Below are 2,235 nucleotides of genomic sequence, written 5' to 3' on the forward strand. Positions count from 1 at the left end.
ATCATTAACCTACAACCTCAAGAAATACTTACGCTTTGTTGTGAAAAAACCAAGTATTTTGACTCAAGTGCTATCCCAAAAAGTAGGGAAGAACCAAGCTTTTTTAAAAACGATCCTTTTTAACTTGAAACGTATGTTTTTAAGGCATCAAAATTTTACAACTTTGAACTTAACCCAAAAATAAACCTCGCTTAAAACGGATTAAACGAGGCTGTTTTTTATGGTTTTTGTAAATATTTTTCAAAAATTTTGGGTTGTGCAACAGCTACCGCTGTTAGCAGTAGTTTTTTATTTTTTTCGTTTAATAATATACATTTTGTCCATACTATTTGTGAACAAACTATAATTTAGTTTTGGGTTTTCGTAAAACATATAAGTACTAGTTGTTGAATTATTTGGTTTAGAAAATGTGCCAATTTCCTTTCCATTTATTTCAATTCGTGTTAGAAAACAACTTCTATCTAAATACATATCTTCAAAAAGTTTTAAAGTGTCTTTGTTTGACAATACATTGGTATATAATCTTCCTTTTTCAAAAGTAGTTGTTGATGAACTGTTACCACCTGAACTACTGGTTATTCTTTCTTCATAAAATTTATGAAAATGCTTGTAAGTAATTTTATCATTTGGAATTGCTTCCCACTCGTGTGAACCATAATTATATTGTTGGAATAGTGAGCCTGAATATTCACTATTTTCAAACATATAGTCTAAGTCTATTTCAAAATCTTCAGTGCAATAATATTGATACCAACTTTTATTCATTAAATATGTTATTATATTCACCGTTCTCCTTCCTTTATTAATAGGATAATTATAGTCATAATCAACATTGATATACTTAGCGTTCTTTTTTATTTCATCTATTGTGTTCTTTTCATTTGAATCTATTAAATTTTCATTTTGCAAAACAAAATTTTTATGTGATTTGTTTCCATCAAAAATCCAAGTTGTATAGTACTTTTCTTTGGTATTTATTATGAATCCTCTTATAATAGTTTCTTCTCCTAAATCATCTGTTGCTTTAAATATAGTTTTGTCTATTATTTCTCCGTTGATATTAATTTTATAGAAAGTGAATACACCTTGGTTAATTGTCTTAACTATAAGATTATTGTTTGGTAATAAATATTCATAGATAAAAGATTCACTGTCAAACATTAATGTCATTTCTTTATCTCCAAACGTTATTTTATTTTGATTTATATTTTTGTAAGTAGTAAATTCGGCTGGAATTTTTTTGAAGTATAATTTATTTCTTAACCAAACATCAATATCCCAAAATTCAGTATTATTAACTATAAAGTAAATAAAAAGGATGATTACAAATATGTATTTTAATGTTTTTTTCATTATTTTCTTGAATTCTCCGTTTTCTAATAAAATTACTGCTAACGTTCTCGCGCTAAAAGCAGTTTGGGACTAAATTAAGCCCATTATTCGGATTTGCCAAATCTTCCAAATACAAAACCAACTTCAAATTAAGCCTAAAACCCAAATTGCTTGTAGCGTGTGTGCTTGTTGCACAACTAAAAATAAGATCCAAAATCAACTTTTTTGTGCGTTTTAATTTTAATTACTACTGTAAATCAACTAGTTAAAAACAACTAATAATGATAATTTTGTAATCAAATTCGAAACTACAAGTTGTGCAACAGCCACGTGTGTTAGTGGCTGTTACTTTAGTATTAATAAATCTCCACCATCAAAACCTGTAGCGATTGCTTTTGCTTTTTCAAGAAAACTATTTTTAAAGTTTGGCGACTGTATATAGTTTTCAATATTTTTTTTAACGTCGGCAAGAATCAATTCCCAATCAACTCCATTTTGTCCTAGTCTTAAGTATTTATTTTTCGGTTCAAAATCCGTATTACACGCCCAATCTTCGTCTTCTTCATCAAATTCTTCTGAGCCTACTAAGTAAGTTTCATAACCATCTTCCGTTTCGAGAATCCCAAAATAATAAGCTTGAATGTCAGCATTTGGTTTTTCTGTTTTTAAAATCAGGTCTAACCAATCGTTAAATATATTTTCTGTCATTTTTTATTGTTTTAGGATGCTTTTTGGTTTCTGTTTTTCCTTTGTAATAGCCACTAACGTCTCGTGGCTTGGCGGCAGTTGGGGATTTAGTTAGCCAAATGTATAAATTAAAGACCGAACTTCCAAGTGCAAAACCAACTTTAAATTAAGCCTAAAACCCCAATTGCGCCAAACCGCTGTGCTTGTTGCACAACT

At 29.0% G+C, this 2,235-nt stretch carries 2 protein-coding genes; both read right to left on the bottom strand.

Going from position 1 to position 2,235, the window contains the following annotated elements:
• Positions 1-288: 288 nt before the first annotated feature.
• The gene (locus B0A57_RS11925; protein WP_038466452.1) at positions 289-1,353 is read right to left on the bottom strand and encodes a hypothetical protein; all 1,065 of its coding nucleotides are present in this window, start codon (positions 1,351-1,353) and stop codon (positions 289-291) included.
• A gap of 324 nt (positions 1,354-1,677) precedes the next feature.
• The gene (locus tag B0A57_RS11930; RefSeq protein ID WP_038466455.1) at positions 1,678-2,040 is read right to left on the bottom strand and encodes a hypothetical protein; all 363 of its coding nucleotides are present in this window, start codon (positions 2,038-2,040) and stop codon (positions 1,678-1,680) included.
• Between the last annotated feature and the right edge of the window lie 195 nt (positions 2,041-2,235).

It is taken from the genome of Flavobacterium psychrophilum DSM 3660 = ATCC 49418 (assembly GCF_002217405.1).
Taxonomy (GTDB): domain Bacteria; phylum Bacteroidota; class Bacteroidia; order Flavobacteriales; family Flavobacteriaceae; genus Flavobacterium; species Flavobacterium psychrophilum.

What these genes read in the sequence shown, in the direction of transcription:
- B0A57_RS11925 (WP_038466452.1), bottom strand. Translation starts at nt 1,353, where the DNA reads ATGAAAAAAACATTAAAATACATATTTGTAATCATCCTTTTTATTTAC.
- B0A57_RS11930 (WP_038466455.1), bottom strand. Translation starts at nt 2,040, where the DNA reads ATGACAGAAAATATATTTAACGATTGGTTAGACCTGATTTTAAAAACA.